Origin of the sequence: Priestia megaterium (assembly GCF_046599315.1) — a bacterium.
Taxonomy (GTDB): Bacteria; Bacillota; Bacilli; order Bacillales; family Bacillaceae_H; genus Priestia; species Priestia megaterium_F.
Genome location: NZ_JBKIKC010000004.1, coordinates 217,832 through 232,379, shown reverse-complemented (window position 1 = coordinate 232,379; position 14,548 = coordinate 217,832). Strand labels below are relative to the sequence as shown.

The following is a 14,548-nucleotide window of genomic DNA, read 5'->3' as shown; positions in this document are numbered from 1 at the left end:
CTTTGATAGAGTGCGTTTTTGTTTATCCTCGTCCTGCTTGGAACGATGGATACTGTGTCATACCACCGTCGGCAAAGAGCGTAATCCCTGTTACATAACTTGCCTCTGAAGAAGCTAGCCATGCAGCAACCGCTGCAATTTCTTCCGGCTCTCCGATGTATCCCATCGGAATCATGCTTTCTACATCTGCACGCTGCTCAGGATCAGCAAACTTTTCAGCATTAATCGGTGTATTAATCGCTCCTGGCCCAATGTTATTTACACGAATACCTTTTGGAGCATATTCTAATGCAAGTGTTTCAGTCATGAGCTTCATTCCGCCTTTACTTGCTGCGTAATGAACAAATAGCGGCCAAGGAATTTTCTCGTGAACACTCGACATGTTAATAACTGTTCCCTTAATCTCATTTTCAACAAAATATTTAATCGCTTCACGACTGCCTAGAAAAGCTCCTGTTAAGTTCGTATCAATTACTTTATTCCAATCGCTTAAAGGCATTTCATGAGATGAAACCGGATTTTCTAACCCTGCGTTATTAATCATAACGTCTAGCGTTCCAAATTCTTTAATAGCAGATTGAACTAAATTGATAACGTCCGACTCAACTGTTACATCACCTTTGACAGCAATTGCTTCTCCGCCAACTTTTTTAATTTCTTCTAAGACGCTGTTAGCTTCTTCCTCTCTAGAACGATAATTCACAACTACTTTGGCTTTTTCTGTTGCAAAACGAATCGCCATTGCTTTTCCTAAACCGGTAGATGAACCTGTTATGACAACTACTTTTCCTTCTAGATCTTTATACATTGTTAATACCCTCCTAGTTAGCTTTTGGCGAGCCCTAACATGACTCCTGCTATGATGATCAGTATAATCCCAATAATTATTCCAACTAACTGACGCTTCGTTTTCTTCTCACCTAAAATGATGATCCCACCTAACGTTGAGATCACGATTCCCATTTGGGAAAGCGAAAAGCTTGTCGCTACACCTACCTTGGGTTGTGAGATGAATAAAAACATATTACCAGCGGCCCAAATAAGACCTGGGATAATGTTGCGAATTGCGTATTTATTAAATGGCTTATGCTTAAACGTCAGCAATACCCCTCCAATGACCATACCAATTGCTTGAGGTAATAAAGCAGACCATCCGTCTACATTAAATAGACGAGCTACTACAACATAAACTAAATAACCAACGGTTGAAATTAATAAAATAACAATTCCTTTTTTGAAGTTTCCTTTTCCTTCTTCAGCCTCTTTCTCTTCTTTACTTTGAAGCGATGTTAAAACAATCCCTACAATAATAAAGATAAGAGCGAGCACACCAAGAATAATTGAAGTTTTTGTGGACCACTCGTGAAACACAATTACTCCAAATAATGAAGTGGAAACTAATTGAAGCCCCGTTGAAATAGGCATCGTTTTAGAAACTCCAATTAAATCAATACTTTTCAGCTGATTACTTTGTCCAACTGCCCAAAATAATCCCGAAACAACCCCAACGCCAAAGATTAACGGTGTAAGAGTAGGGTGTACAAAAATATAAATACCAATGGAGAAAATTAAAGCTCCCAATGTGGTTCCAAGCGTTTGGCTATAAGGTCCTCCGCCTAGTTTCACATTAAACAGCACAATGCTTCCCCAAAATATGGCTGGTAAGACGGCTAAAAATATATCCATGTTTCAAAACCTTCCTGTGCTAAAATTAAATGTCAGTGTGCTTATTCCCCAATATTTCCGCCATTAATCCTTTTTTCAAGGATATTTCATTTATTAATGACCGCCCGAAATGTTCTTTGGGATGAGAAAACTGTATACCTTAATTTGTTCTAGGAGAGAAAAAGATATACTTTCTAACGCAAAAAAACAGCTTTTCCAAATAAAAGCTGTTCTGTATGATTTAATTTATTTTTAACATATAACGATTAATAGGTCTGCCCACTCTGCCGTATTCAACGGATAATTTCAGCTCGTTTTCCTGTTCTAAAAACTCTAAATACCTTCTTGCTGTAACCCGCGCAATCCCTACGCCGTCCGCCACTTCTTCAGCAGAAATTGGGTGACTTTGCTGTGAAAGATATTGTTGTATTCTCCTTAACGTAACCGCATTTAGCCCTTTTGGAAGCAAATTGGCTTTTTCTTCTAATGGCTGAAACAACATAGAATCTAATTCAGACTGAGTAATATGATCTTTTTGACTTATTTTAACTTGAAACGAACGATATTGCTCAAGCGCTTGCTTCATACGTTCAAACTTGAACGGTTTCATAATATAATCCATTGCCCCGTACTGAAGAACTTTCCGTACGGTTTCAATATCACTTGCAGCCGTAACTGCAATCACGTCTGTTTTATATCCATTTGCTCGAATTTGCTGTAAGGTGGTTAAGCCATCTTGACTAGGCATATACATATCAATAATCGTTAAATCAGGCTTATGCTGTTTGATCAGGTGTATACCTTCTACACCATTCGAAGCTGCAGCGATAACGGCGAACCCTTCAACTTGTTCAATAAATTGGCGGTTCACTTCTTGTACCATAGGATCGTCTTCTATAAGAAGCACCGTCCATTCTTTTTTATTCATCTTCCACTCCCCCTATAAAAAGAATGTAATGATAAAAGTCGTTCCAACATCTAATTCTGACTCTACTTCGATCTGACCGTCTCCTTTTTCAACAATTTGTTTTACTAAATGCAAACCAATTCCTCTATTTTCCTTTGCCTTGGTTGAAAACCCTTCATCAAAGATTCTGTCTACTTGATCCTCATTCATGCCGCACCCGTTGTCTTCAACTAATATAGAAAGAATGCCGTCATGTTGTTCCATGCTTATATAGATCTTCCGTTCACGACGCTCTATATGCTGATAAGAATCAAAAGCGTTCTCAATTAAGTTACCAATAATAATAACAAAATCATGATGATCTAAGTAAGGAGGAAATGAGTGAAGCTCGCTGTGGCGATCGATAGCTAACTCAATTCCAAGTTCTTTGGCACGGCTGACTTTACTCAACAGTAATCCTGATATACTTTCATCTTTAATATGCTTATGAAGGAATTGCGTGAGCTCTTCCTGCTGTTCAGACACTTGAAAAACGTACTGAAGAGCCTTGTCTTTATTTCCAAGTTGGATAAGCCCTGCAATCGTATGAAGTTTATTCATATACTCATGGTTTTGGACTCTAAGAGCGCTTACAAAAGATTTAACCCCGGTTAACTCTTCAGCTAATTTTTTAACTTCCGTTCTGTCTTGAAAAATAGCAACCGCACCAACTGTATAATTATTAACTTTAATCGGCACTCGATTGCTTAAAATATTCAAATTTCGAACTTGAAGCTCCCGATTATAAACAGGCTGATTAAGCTGCAGAATTTCTGGAAGTCTTGTATCTGGAATCACATCATAGATTTTTTTTCCAATTACCTCATCAGGTACACCCATCATAATTTTCGCTTTATGATTAAAAATAGTAATGTTCTCCTCTTTATCAATTGCAATAACTCCTTCATGCATGGCATTAAAGGTCTCCGTTCGTTCTACGAACAAACGAGCAATTTCATGAGGTTCAAGCTCGAACATCTCTTTTTTGATACGAGATGCAAGCGCCCAAGCTCCCCATCCCCCAAAAAAAAGAGCAAGACCTGAGATAAGGAAAATTTCTTTTTTTAAACTTAAAATAACCTCTGTAAATTTCGGAAGAAGATAGCCTGAGACAACAACTCCCACTTGTTCATGCTGATCGTTCACAACGGGAACAAAAGAGCGAATGACCATCCCGCTTTCTCCTTTTGCCTTATTGGTATACGTATGTTCTGCAAACGCCTGGCCTTCGTCATCACCTTTAGAAACTTGCCCAATCATGCTTTGCAAAGGATGAGACAAACGTTCATGGTTCATATTCATAACCACTACATAGTAAGCACCGTGAATAATGCGAATCGGCTCTACAATTTGATTAATGTTCTTGCTATCTTTTTCAATTTTTTCTCGAATTTCAGGCATTTCAGCAACTGTTCTTGAAGTGATTAAAGCTCTTTGTTCTAAATCATTTTCTTTTGACTGCACAAAATTATTAATCACTACAATACTTGCTAAAAACAACGAAAAGACGACGATAAAAAAAATTAACCCCGTCATTTTCGTTTGCATCGATAAACGCACCATAGCGGAACACCTACTGCTGATTGAAGTTTATTTTAATTTTACCACGTTGAGAAAGGGCATGTTAAAATATTTGCAGAGAAAAATTATTGAATCGCGAGGTTAGATATTTTGAAGATGTTTGTAGGAGCAAGTATAATTGTTAGCGCTTTCTTATTAATCTATGTTTTTTTGCAGTATACGGTTATAAATCAGGATAATGTGTATCATGACGATGAGCAAAAAGGACTAAATAAGCAAATCGTAATTAATTTTAGCCACGTTGTAGCTGAAAACACCCCCAAAGGCTTAGCAGCTCAAAAATTCGCTGAAATCGTTAATCAAAAATCTGATGGTAAAGTTAAAATTGAAGTATATTCAAACGGTGTATTGTATTCAGACGATGAAGAACTTGACGCCCTTCGCCGAAATGATGTACAAATGATTGCACCTTCTATTTCAAAGCTAACCGACCTCTCCTCTACTTGGCAACTATTTGATCTTCCCTTCATTTTTGATAATTACAGCGAAGCAAAACAAGTGTTTACCGGTAAAATCGGACGGGATTTGTTGAGTACACTGCGAGAAAAAGACATAAAAGGACTTGCTTTGTGGAGCAACGGCTTCAAACAAATGACTAGCAATACGAAGCCTTTGCTCCATCCAACAGATTTTCAAGATCAAACGTTTCGTATAATGCCAAGTGAAGTAATCAAAAAACAATTTGAACTTCTTGGTGCCAAGCCGCAGGCTGTCTCGTTTAATAAAGTATATCAATCCCTTGAACGGCAGGAATTTGATGGACAGGAAAATACCATTTCGAATATCTATTCAAAACGTTTATATGAGCTGCAAAAATATATGACCATCAGCAACCATGGATACTTAGGCTATGCTGTTTTAATGGATGAAAAGTATTGGGACAGTCTCCCTCAAGATGTAAAACAACTATTGAGTGATGCGATGGTAGAAACAACTAACTGGATTTGGACTCAATCAAAAATGATGAATGATGAACAGTTGCAGCAAATAAAAGATAAATCTGGCATGCGCGTTTACTATTTAAATGATACACAGAAAGCGGAATGGAAAAAAAAATTTAACTCTCTTTATCAATCGTTCGAAGCCAATGCAACACAACAAACCCTTGATATCATTGAGCAAATAAAAAAAATTGAAACCCGAAAGTGATGACTATATATTCATCACTTTTTTTTGACCAAAATGACCAAAAAGAACATTATCACCAGAAATATAAATAATTAAAATTATCAGTTAATATAAGAACAAGAATAATGTAAGCGTTAACAAAACGTTCTCGAAAGGAGCAGTACGTATGAAATTAAGCTTTAAAAATCTAACCGTTCAAGTTGTCATAGGTATCCTTCTTGGTATTGCGATCGGCTTTATGTTTCCTGAATTTGGAGCTAAATTAAAAGTATTAGCTGATATCTTCATTAAATTAATTAAAATGGTTATTGCCCCAATTATTTTCTTAACAGTTGTTATTGGTATTGGAAGTATGGGCGATTTAAAGAAAGTAGGGCGCATTGGAGGTAAAGCTCTTTTATATTTTGAGATTGTCACTACTTTTGCCTTAGCAATTGGAATTATCGTTGTAAACTTTATCAAACCTGGTGCCGGCTTTAATATTAATGGAGCAAACGGAGCTGATGTTGCTCAATATACCAAGCAAGCAGCTGAAGCGGAGCATGGCTTTATGGAGTTTATTATGGGAATTATTCCAGACAGCGTATTTGGTGCAATGGCAAATGGTGAATTATTACCAATCTTATTCTTTGCCGTGTTATTTGGAATGGCTACAGCTACACTTGGCGAAAAAGCGGCTCCTGTTATTACATTCTTTGAACGCTGTACAGATATTTTCTTTGGAATTGTTAATATGATTATGAAACTTTCACCTATTGCAGCGTTTGGAGCAATGGCTTATACAATCGGGAACTTCGGAATAGGCTCTCTTCAAAAACTTGGTTTCTTAATGGGATCTGTTTACATTACTATGTTCTTATTTATTGTATTTGTACTTGGAACCATTGCTAAGATTTATGGGTTTAATATTTTTAAATTTATCGCTTTTATTAAAGAAGAAATTCTACTTGTATTGGGTACATCTTCTTCGGAATCTGCACTGCCAAAAATGATGGACAAAATGGAGAAGTACGGATGTTCAAAATCTGTAGTAGGACTCGTCATTCCAACTGGTTACTCATTTAACCTAGATGGAACAGCAATCTACTTATCTATGGCTGCTATCTTTATCGCTCAAGCTTATGGAGTCGACCTGTCGTTAATGCAAGAGATTACGCTACTTGGTATTTTAATGCTAACGTCTAAAGGAGCTGCGGGAGTAACGGGCTCTGGATTTATTACATTAGCCGCTACGCTTGCTGCGTTCCCGATGATTCCAGTTGAAGGAATTGCGCTATTAATCGGAGTAGATCGCTTCATGTCTGAAGCTCGTGCCATTACAAACTTAATTGGAAATGGTGTGGCAACTGTAGTCGTATCAAAAATGGAAAATGAGTTTCATCCCCCTGTAGAAACAATACAAGACGTTAATTCGGCACCTCCACTAGCTAAGTAATAAAAAAAGACCCCCTTACAGGGGTCTTTTTTAGGATTAATGCGTTTCTTTTCTAGAACGTCCGCTAAGTTTCCCAACAACAACAACTAAAATAGCTAACACAATAGGAACAATCGTATGCAAATGTGGATTAAATCCTTCTAATACGTGTCCCACCGCTTTATCTTTAAAGATCATTTCACCAGCAGTATAGCCAAGAAGCGCTGCTCCGGCAATGATGATAATCGGGAATTTTTCCATTATTTTCATTAAAAGCTGACTTCCCCAAATGATTAACGGAATGCTGATAACAAGACCAAGGATAATAAGTAGAATATTACCGTTAGCCGCACCTGCAACCGCTACTACGTTATCTAAACTCATAACCAGATCGGCTATAATAATTGTTTTAATAGCACCTGCTAGAGTTGAATTCGCTTTAATATCTCCGTCATCTTCACCTTTTAAAAGACTAATGGCAATCCATAGAAGAAGCAGACCTCCGATGAAATTTAAAAATGGGATTGTTAATAAATATACAGCGACAAACGTTAGCCCTACACGTAATACAACCGCTCCTAATGTACCGAAAACAACCGCTTTGTTTCGATGCTCGTCCGGAAGATTCCGGCAAGCTAAAGCAATCACAACTGCGTTATCACCGCTCAGTACAATATTAATCAGTAAAATTTCTAACAGATTTAAAATAAAACTCTGATCCATAAAAAAACTCCTTGATTGATTTTTTTTAGTTTATTTCTCTATCTCTTGTTTCATTACTAGAAATAGAGAACTAAAACTCTATCGATATAATCCATTCTTACCTTTTAATGAAGAGAAGTAGTTATTTCACTAACAGTATTTTATCACTAAAAAGAAATTTGAAATAGGTATTTGTAAAGGAAAAGTTAGTTGATTGTAATAAATCAAACTTTATTCTTCTACCTTTCATCTATTTTTCATTATCATCCTCTACTATTAGTAGCAGGAGAGCATTTATAAAATACAGAGTAATGTTTATAAATAATACACGCCTCCGATGCTTCTTCGTTATTTTGTAGTTTTTCGTCCGCTACGATATAAGAAGGGAGAAAATAGGTATGATTTTAAAAGCGCTAAAAACGAATAAATTACTAACTATTAACTATCAAAACAACGGTTTTGTCCAAACGGTAAAAGGTTATATTCAAAACTTAAACCTGCTTGAACAAACTCTTTTATTAAAAGATGAAAATCAGCACGTACGATCACTTCGTCTATCGAGTATTAAAAATATTTATTAATAGAAAAAAGAGATTGAGACATAACGAAATCAATCCAATCAACAGCTAGAAGCAACTAAATAGATTAAATCCATGTTCACCATAACAATGAAAAGATCCGAACGATTCATCGTTCGGATCTTCCTTCAACTAAATAAAATACTTTTATCCCAGCCTCTTTTTATTTAGCTCACTTTATAGCATGCGATTACTTCTTTAATGGATTCGTATACAATTTCAACCATTCTTTTTAACTCTTCATTCGTCATTGAAAGAATAGGCATCATTGTAATCACAGGCCCTAGCTCCCTAATAATTAAACCTTTTTGGCGAGCGGCTAAAATAACGTCTCCGATCACTTTTTTATCTTCAAAAACAGATTTTGTTTGACGGTCTTTCACAATTTCGATTCCTGCCATTAAGCCTCTTTGTCTAACGTCTCCTACATTAGGTAGCTCGTAAAGCTTTAATAGATAGTGTTTAAAAACTTTTTCCTTTTCTTTTATACTATGGATTAACTCTCTCTCTTCTATCAGTTCAATATTTTTAAGCGCTACTGCGCAGGCCAATTGATTTCCCGTATACGTATGACCATGAAAAAACGTTTTATTTTCATCCGGATGAGCTAAAAAAGCATTAAATATCTTCCCGCTCGTTAACGTAGCAGCAAGCGGCATATATCCTCCTGTTATCCCTTTTCCTACACACATGATATCCGGTATCACACCTTCTTGTTCACATGCAAACAGCGTTCCTGTTCGTCCAAATCCCACGGCTACTTCGTCACAAATAAGCAATACGCCGTAAGCTTTGCACAGACGCTCCACTTGTTTTAAAAAACCAGGAGGATGTGTAATAATACCCGCTGCTCCTTGCACAAGCGGTTCAATAATCAAGCCGGCTACTTCTTCTCCTTGGTTCTGTAATAGCTTCTCTAGCCGTTGAATACAGTGAGCTGAAGCTTTCTCTTCCGTTTCGAATCCTTCCATGCGGTAGGTATAGGGAGAAGGTGTGGGAATTCGTTCAAACAACAAGGGCTTAAAGATTCGATGAAATAAATCCATGCCTCCCACACTGACTGCCCCGATTGTATCTCCGTGATATGCCTCATCAAGTGATATAAATTTACTTTTGTTTCTGTACTTTACGGAGTCAAGATTTTGCCAGTATTGATAGGCAATTTTTAACGCAATTTCGACAGCAGCGGATCCCGTATCAGAATAGAAGACTTTCGATAAGCTTCCAGGGGTAATTTCCGCTAGCTTTTTGGCTAACAAAATGGATGGAACATTGGCAGATCCAAGCAGCGTAGAATGTGCTAATTTTTCTACTTGTATATGTAAAGCTGTATTTAATTCCGGATCATTATGGCCATGTACGTTCACCCATAGCGAAGCGTATCCATCTAAATATTTGTTTCCCTCTACATCATACAAATAGCTGCCCTCTCCTCTTTCAATGATAAGGGGATTTGATTGACGATAAGCCTTCATTTGTGTAAACGGATGCCATACATATTCTTTATCCCATTTTTCCAGCTCAGCTTTTTGATACGGCACAGTCAAACACCTCCTGAATATGTTGAATGACATTGTTTTGCCTCATTATTTTCTCAATATATGCATCTAATTCTTCGTCGATATGTTTGAATACAGGAACGGTTATTAAAGATCGTACTTGAAGAAGCTTTTCAATCGTTCGAACATTGTCTTTATGAATAATACTGCTGTGATTAAAACGATTAAAAATGAGTCCTTTGATTTTAAGATGATGCTCACTTGCATATGAAAAGGTAGAAAGCGCATCGTGAATAGCTCCTAGTCCTGTTGTTCCAACAGCAATAACCGGCATTTGTGCATCTATAATCAAATCTTTTGTCATATAAAACGTTGTTTTCTCTTCAATTAAAGGTACAGCAAGGCCACCCGCTCCTTCCACGAGCACAACATCAAACCGCTTTTTTAATTCGTCAATACGTTTTAATACTTTGGAAGGTTCTACCTGCTTTTTACTTAATGCAATAGCTAAATGAGGAGACGTCTCGGGCTTTAACTGATAAATACCTGTATTTGCTACTCCGATTCTTGTTTCAAACCAGTGAATATCTGGATAACCTCCAATTTCGTCTTGGTAGCCGGTTTGAAATGGTTTGCAAATTGTCGTTTTTATTCCCATACGACAAAGTAATTTGTACAAAATGCTTGTCACCAGTGTTTTGCCAATATCAGTTCCGGTTCCCGTAATAAAATAAGCTTTGCCCATTTTCTCTTCTCTCCTTTTTTCTATGTCTTGATCACTCCTGCTTTATTAACTCGCTTTGATGAAAAACGACTAAATTGGGGCTGTATTCGGTGAATCAGCATTGAACATAGAACACATAATAAAAGGTCTCCAGGCATTGGCAAAACTGCTCCGAAAAGAAGTGTATCACTCAGCGAAAGAGGCTTTTCAATTATCCATTTCATTGCTCCGTAAAGCCAGACACATCCGAATGTGTACACAATAACTAACGTAGATAAGTTAGCCAAAAAGACAGCGAAAGGTTTCTTTAGGTTATATTTTTGAATAAGATAGCCGTTCATAAATGCACCTGCAGCATAGCCCATTAAATAGCCAAATGTTGGTTTGAAGATATACCCTAAGCCTCCTCCTTCTGCAAAAACCGGAACACCAATCAATCCAATACCTATGTAGCATAGCTGACTATACAAGCCTAAACGCGGTCCTAGCAGCGCTCCGGCTAAATATACAGGAACAATTTGAAGAGTAAACGGTATGTAGGGAATAGGAATTTTTATAAATGCACCGATAGCTGTTAAAGCTGCAAATAACGAAATATATGCCATTGTTCTCGCTCTCATATTCACCCTCCTTTCTCTTTTCATTGCTTTAAGTTTGCAATAATCTCTTTTTATTTGTCAACTTATTTTTAAACAAAGTTAACAAATTGATTATAAAAAAAGACGCAAAAAGCTGGGGTCAGCCCCCTGGCTTTTGCGTCTTTTTTGCTTTTATAAAATTACTTTTTTATCATCTTTAAGCTGTACTTCTTGACGGCTGATAGATAAATCAACTTTCTTTTTTACACGTGCATGATAATAAGCATAAAACAGCAGCGCTAGTGGAATACCGACATACAGTGCCATTCGCTGTTCTGCATCAAATGCCATGCTTCCCAATACAATTGTATTTAATACTAATGCAATTAAAGGTAGTACCGGGTAAAGAGGGACTTTAAATTTTAAATCCTCGATTTGCCCTCCCTGATTTATATATCTTTTTCTAAATGCAAGCAGTGATGCAGCGATCGTAATCCAACCGATTTGTGCACCTAATCCCGCTGCAGAAATGAGCCATACAAATACTGTTTCTTGAGCAAAAAATCCTGAAAGTAAGGATAAAAGCGCAATACCTAATGTTAAAAGCAGCGCATTCATCGGCACACCGCGTTTGTTTACTTTCATGAAAGCTGAACTTGCCATGTTATCTTTTGATAATGAATACAGCATACGCGTTGCTGCATAAAGACCTGAGTTAGCTACAGATAGCAGTGCCGTTAAGATAACAAAGTTCATAATATCCGCTGCGTATGGGATACCAATTTGATCGAATACAACAACAAATGGACTTTCAACTACGCCTGCTTTTTCAAGCGGAATCATACCCGCTAAGACAGCTACAGCTAATACAAAAAATACAAGCGTTCTCCATACAGTTTGTTTAATTGCTCTTGGTACAGTCTTGTCTGGTTTTTCACTTTCCCCAGCAGCTACACCAATAAGTTCTGTACCTTGGAATGAGAAGTTAACGGTAATCATCGTAATCAACACGGCACTAATTCCGTGAGGGAACACGCCGTGAGACGTATAGTTAGAGAAAAACGGCGCGTTGTCTCCATTGCTTAATGGAAGAAAACCAAACATAGCAGCTCCACCAAGTACGATAAATAAAATAATAGCTAACACTTTAATGCTGGCAAACCAAAACTCCGCTTCACCAAACGCTTTCGCTGACAGTGCATTTAATGAAAATAATAAAAGCGCAAATATAGCACACCAGATCCATACAGGAGAATCAGGAAACCATCTTTGCATAAGCTGACCGGCTGACAAAAATTCTAATGCAACCGTTACAGCCCAGCCCAACCAATATAACCATCCAAAAGCGAAACCAACGCCCGGACCAATAAACTTTGTTGTATATGTCTGAAACGAACCGGAAACTGGCATTGCTACTGCAAGTTCCCCTAAGCAAAGCATTGTTAAGTACATAATAAAGCCACCTACGATAAACGAAAGGATAGCTCCAATCGCTCCGGCTTGGCTAATCGTGTATCCTGTCCCTAAAAAGAAACCTGTACCGATAACACCACCGAGCGAAATCATAAACAAATGTCTGCTTTTCATCGTCTTTTTCAATTGATTTGTTTGCTGTTGTCCTTCTATCATGTTAACGACATTTCCTTTCAACCTATTTATCACGAGATATTACCTAGAAAAAATTAATAAACCTTTGTTTTCTATGCATATTTACTTACATATTTATGCGGTATTCTAAATTTAAATAAAACAGCCTTTTGTAATCTTAACATAATGCTCACTAGATTTAAAATGTTTTTCTGCAAAAGTAAAATGAATTTTTCTTGAATAGTATGATTTCCCTTTACTGTCGATATTCATGACCGTTTTTCTGCAAATAATATAGATGATAAAACAAGAAAAAAGCTGTGCCTTCGTCTTCGAAAGCACAGCTTTTTCACTTTTTACCAAACAAACAATCCAACGATCATAGCACTTAATAAAGAAACAGCGATACCGCTCACAAGCAGTTTCCACACGTTTTTTCCAATAATCGTTGATTTACCTTCTGACAACGTAGAATTATACGTTCCATAAATCATACCCACTGTACTGAAGTTAGCAAAAGATGTTAAGAATGTTGTAGCAACTGCAATCGTATGCGGTGGAAGTGTATCTAGATTTTTCTTCAAATCCATCATCGCCACAAATTCATTTGTTGCTAACTTGATACCCATCAGCTGAGCTACGTACATTGCATCATGTCCTGTTAGCCCTAGTAAGAAAGCAAATGGACTAAAGATATAAGAGAAAATCTTTTGTACAGTCAAGCCGTCTACAATAACACCTAAAATACCGTTAAGCGCAGATGTAAGAGCTACATACCCAATAACCATCGCTAAAATAACAATAACCATGTTCATTCCGACTAGCATACTGTTTGAAATTGTAGAGAAAAAGTCTTTTTTCTCCGACTTTGGCGGTACATAAATCATATCTTCTTCTTTTGTAACATGAACTGGATTCAATAAGCTCACAAAAATAAGCGCATTTAAACAGTTCAGTGGAATTGCAGTAAACACGTACGTAGCGGGAACCATTGTTAAATAAGCACCGATAATAGATCCGCTAATACTGCTCATACTCATAATTCCAAACGTAAGCAAACGGTTGTCTTTTAACACGGAAAGTTGGTTACGAATAACAGCTAATGCTTCCGTGTTTCCTAAGAACATCATTTGAATAGCGAAAAAGCTTTCTAATTTAGGTAAGCGAGAAACTTTTGAAATGACCCAGCCTACTTTATCAATAATCCACGTTAAAATACCAAAGTAAGATAAAATATCAAAAAACGTTACGACAAAGATGATAGGTAGTAATGCGCTGAAGAAAAAGTCAACCGTTTCATTTCCCATTACAGATGGAAACGCAAAGGCAATTCCATCGTTGGCACAGGAAATCAGCCATGTAAAGAACGAAGCAATTTTATTAATGACCCATGTTCCGATTGAGGTTCCTAACATAAACCAAGTAATGAGGACTTCAACGACTAGCAGTGAAGCAATCGGACGCCACTTTATTTCTTTCTTTTTAGGAGAACATAAAAAGACAACACCCATTACTACAAAAACGCCTAATAAATTTAATAAAAAGTACATGCAAGCCACTCCCAGGTGTGTATTTAAAAAACAAAAAAAGCTCTTACTTTTCATAAATTCTGACAATAACAGAAAGTATGAAAAATAAGAGCTTTGAAAGAAGACTGTATCTATGAGAATACGCCCTTCTTTTTACTGCTTATATCCAAACTTTCTTGTAGTCTAGTTTTTTACGGTTACTAGGTAGAGACTATCAGACCATATTACTGATAATATACAAGATCGTAATCTTAGCTGTATTCAATTGATATGAACAAATTCTACCCTTTATTTTTTTAATAATCAACACTTTAAAAGTTTTTCGGAATAATAAAATTGGTATGAAAATTCTATTTATTTATCACTTCTTTTGAACTATGTATAACATAATAAAACAAAAAAAGTAAATTTAGTCATCCTTTCAACTCAATTATTTTCCTATTTTTGAAGTAATAAAATTGATTTTTTGATGAATATGCTTGAGTACCTTATTCCTTTTCATTTAATTCCTCAAAATGAACGTTTCTTTTTACATTTTTTACGACTTGAGACGTAGAAAAAAATAATCCTGTTGTTCGTTGAATTTAACATCTTCCCAATTTACACTTTATGGTAGA

The 14,548-nt window shown here is 36.6% G+C and carries 13 protein-coding genes and 1 riboswitch; of the genes, 3 read left to right on the top strand and 10 right to left on the bottom strand.

Features of this window, described 5'->3' with window-relative positions; genetic code table 11:
* Window positions 1-22: 22 nt before the first annotated feature.
* The 4 genes from gdh to ACLHDF_RS15490 all read right to left on the bottom strand — a co-directional run bounded on the left by gdh (window position 23) and on the right by ACLHDF_RS15490 (window position 4,174).
* A complete protein-coding gene (gene gdh / locus ACLHDF_RS15505) occupies window positions 23-808 on the bottom strand; it encodes a glucose 1-dehydrogenase (RefSeq protein ID WP_413919622.1) in 786 nt (261 codons plus the stop codon).
* Window positions 809-825: 17 nt separating this feature from the next.
* Complete coding sequence (locus ACLHDF_RS15500) at window positions 826-1,686, bottom strand: RhaT/GlcU family sugar-proton symporter (RefSeq protein ID WP_098113702.1); 861 nt, start codon at window positions 1,684-1,686, stop codon at window positions 826-828.
* A 220-nt stretch (window positions 1,687-1,906) separates the two neighbouring features.
* Window positions 1,907-2,593: a response regulator gene (locus ACLHDF_RS15495; RefSeq protein WP_413919621.1), complete on the bottom strand. Its 687-nt coding sequence runs from the start codon at window positions 2,591-2,593 to the stop codon at window positions 1,907-1,909.
* A 12-nt stretch (window positions 2,594-2,605) separates the two neighbouring features.
* On the bottom strand, window positions 2,606-4,174 hold the full coding sequence (locus tag ACLHDF_RS15490) for an ATP-binding protein (RefSeq protein WP_413919620.1): 1,569 nt from the start codon (window positions 4,172-4,174) through the stop codon (window positions 2,606-2,608).
* Between the two features lie 108 nt (window positions 4,175-4,282).
* Between ACLHDF_RS15490 and ACLHDF_RS15485 the strand changes: the two genes are divergently transcribed.
* Complete coding sequence (locus tag ACLHDF_RS15485) at window positions 4,283-5,341, top strand: DctP family TRAP transporter solute-binding subunit (RefSeq protein ID WP_413919619.1); 1,059 nt, start codon at window positions 4,283-4,285, stop codon at window positions 5,339-5,341.
* Window positions 5,342-5,486: 145 nt separating this feature from the next.
* Window positions 5,487-6,755, top strand: coding sequence for a dicarboxylate/amino acid:cation symporter (locus ACLHDF_RS15480; RefSeq protein WP_413919618.1), 1,269 nt, complete (start codon window positions 5,487-5,489; stop codon window positions 6,753-6,755).
* 36 nt (window positions 6,756-6,791) lie between these two features.
* Here ACLHDF_RS15480 and ACLHDF_RS15475 read toward each other — a convergent pair whose 3' ends face one another.
* Window positions 6,792-7,457 (bottom strand): TerC family protein, encoded by a 666-nt coding sequence (locus tag ACLHDF_RS15475; RefSeq protein WP_413919617.1) that lies wholly within the window; start codon window positions 7,455-7,457, stop codon window positions 6,792-6,794.
* A 377-nt stretch (window positions 7,458-7,834) separates the two neighbouring features.
* Here ACLHDF_RS15475 and ACLHDF_RS15470 point away from each other — a divergent pair, with 377 nt between their 5' ends.
* On the top strand, window positions 7,835-8,017 hold the full coding sequence (locus ACLHDF_RS15470) for a YolD-like family protein (RefSeq protein WP_013081858.1): 183 nt from the start codon (window positions 7,835-7,837) through the stop codon (window positions 8,015-8,017).
* Between the two features lie 164 nt (window positions 8,018-8,181).
* On the opposite strand, the gene bioA is transcribed toward ACLHDF_RS15470, so the two are convergent.
* From bioA to ACLHDF_RS15445, 5 genes are all read right to left on the bottom strand, one after another.
* Window positions 8,182-9,555 (bottom strand): adenosylmethionine--8-amino-7-oxononanoate transaminase, encoded by a 1,374-nt coding sequence (gene bioA / locus ACLHDF_RS15465; protein WP_413919616.1) that lies wholly within the window; start codon window positions 9,553-9,555, stop codon window positions 8,182-8,184.
* Complete coding sequence (gene bioD / locus ACLHDF_RS15460) at window positions 9,536-10,258, bottom strand: dethiobiotin synthase (RefSeq protein ID WP_413919615.1); 723 nt, start codon at window positions 10,256-10,258, stop codon at window positions 9,536-9,538. Before bioD ends, bioA begins: the two co-directional genes overlap by 20 nt.
* A gap of 20 nt (window positions 10,259-10,278) precedes the next feature.
* The gene (locus tag ACLHDF_RS15455; RefSeq protein WP_413919614.1) at window positions 10,279-10,857 is read right to left on the bottom strand and encodes a biotin transporter BioY; all 579 of its coding nucleotides are present in this window, start codon (window positions 10,855-10,857) and stop codon (window positions 10,279-10,281) included.
* Window positions 10,858-11,007: 150 nt separating this feature from the next.
* Window positions 11,008-12,444 carry an amino acid permease gene (locus ACLHDF_RS15450; protein WP_413919613.1) on the bottom strand — a complete coding sequence of 479 codons (1,437 nt, stop codon included), beginning with the start codon at window positions 12,442-12,444 and terminating at the stop codon, window positions 11,008-11,010.
* A 314-nt stretch (window positions 12,445-12,758) separates the two neighbouring features.
* Window positions 12,759-13,952, bottom strand: coding sequence for a NupC/NupG family nucleoside CNT transporter (locus tag ACLHDF_RS15445; protein ID WP_413919612.1), 1,194 nt, complete (start codon window positions 13,950-13,952; stop codon window positions 12,759-12,761).
* A gap of 138 nt (window positions 13,953-14,090) precedes the next feature.
* Window positions 14,091-14,192, bottom strand: a riboswitch (purine riboswitch).
* Between the last annotated feature and the right edge of the window lie 356 nt (window positions 14,193-14,548).

What these genes read in the sequence shown, in the direction of transcription:
- ACLHDF_RS15475 (WP_413919617.1), bottom strand. Translation starts at nt 7,457, where the DNA reads ATGGATCAGAGTTTTATTTTAAATCTGTTAGAAATTTTACTGATTAAT.
- ACLHDF_RS15445 (WP_413919612.1), bottom strand. Translation starts at nt 13,952, where the DNA reads ATGTACTTTTTATTAAATTTATTAGGCGTTTTTGTAGTAATGGGTGTT.
- ACLHDF_RS15480 (WP_413919618.1), top strand. Translation starts at nt 5,487, where the DNA reads ATGAAATTAAGCTTTAAAAATCTAACCGTTCAAGTTGTCATAGGTATC.
- ACLHDF_RS15470 (WP_013081858.1), top strand. Translation starts at nt 7,835, where the DNA reads ATGATTTTAAAAGCGCTAAAAACGAATAAATTACTAACTATTAACTAT.
- ACLHDF_RS15500 (WP_098113702.1), bottom strand. Translation starts at nt 1,686, where the DNA reads ATGGATATATTTTTAGCCGTCTTACCAGCCATATTTTGGGGAAGCATT.
- ACLHDF_RS15455 (WP_413919614.1), bottom strand. Translation starts at nt 10,857, where the DNA reads ATGAGAGCGAGAACAATGGCATATATTTCGTTATTTGCAGCTTTAACA.
- gdh (WP_413919622.1), bottom strand. Translation starts at nt 808, where the DNA reads ATGTATAAAGATCTAGAAGGAAAAGTAGTTGTCATAACAGGTTCATCT.
- ACLHDF_RS15495 (WP_413919621.1), bottom strand. Translation starts at nt 2,593, where the DNA reads ATGAATAAAAAAGAATGGACGGTGCTTCTTATAGAAGACGATCCTATG.
- ACLHDF_RS15450 (WP_413919613.1), bottom strand. Translation starts at nt 12,444, where the DNA reads ATGATAGAAGGACAACAGCAAACAAATCAATTGAAAAAGACGATGAAA.
- bioD (WP_413919615.1), bottom strand. Translation starts at nt 10,258, where the DNA reads ATGGGCAAAGCTTATTTTATTACGGGAACCGGAACTGATATTGGCAAA.
- ACLHDF_RS15490 (WP_413919620.1), bottom strand. Translation starts at nt 4,174, where the DNA reads ATGGTGCGTTTATCGATGCAAACGAAAATGACGGGGTTAATTTTTTTT.